We start from the raw sequence: 504 nt of genomic DNA on the forward strand, positions 1-504 counted from the left end.
TGATGAAGAGTGATGAGGTTGTCGAGGTTTGCAAAATATTCGCCAATTTGCTGTTGTTCTGGCATCGTCTTTGGCATCATCAATTCCATGTTCGCCATCTGCTTTCCAGATACCTCAACAAATGTTGATCCAGCACCAACTGTTTCACCATATCTCTTAAGTTCTTCAGACCTTGTAAAAATAAAGTACGAATCTAATTTTTCTTTATTCGGAACGATGGACTGAAAGCCTTGATTTGTACAGCCTTCTTTCAGTAAAATAGCGGTTTTTCCAATACCTGCACGTGATGTAAAGAGAATTGTTCCTATGGGAAGAATCTTAGCAGAACTCTTATTTAAACCTTCCTCTGTTATTTTACGCTGGCTGGATTCCAAATAAATCTGTTCACCGATTTCTGCTGGAGCATACCAATCAATATCTCCATCCCAATATGAATTCACACTAGTACTTGGGGTTCCTCCACCAACTATCTCAGCCAGTTCCCCCAACTTACGCTGTTCCCAA

Annotated in this window: 1 protein-coding gene; it reads right to left on the minus strand. The window is 40.3% G+C overall.

From position 1 onward, the window contains the following. The coding region (locus AAAT93_RS00095; protein WP_349095430.1) for a restriction endonuclease subunit S at nucleotides 1-504 on the minus strand (504 nt) is incomplete at both ends.

Origin of the sequence: Coprococcus hominis (ex Arizal et al. 2022) (assembly GCF_040094675.1) — a bacterium.
In the GTDB taxonomy this organism is placed as follows: domain Bacteria; phylum Bacillota; class Clostridia; order Lachnospirales; family Lachnospiraceae; genus Coprococcus_C; species Coprococcus_C hominis.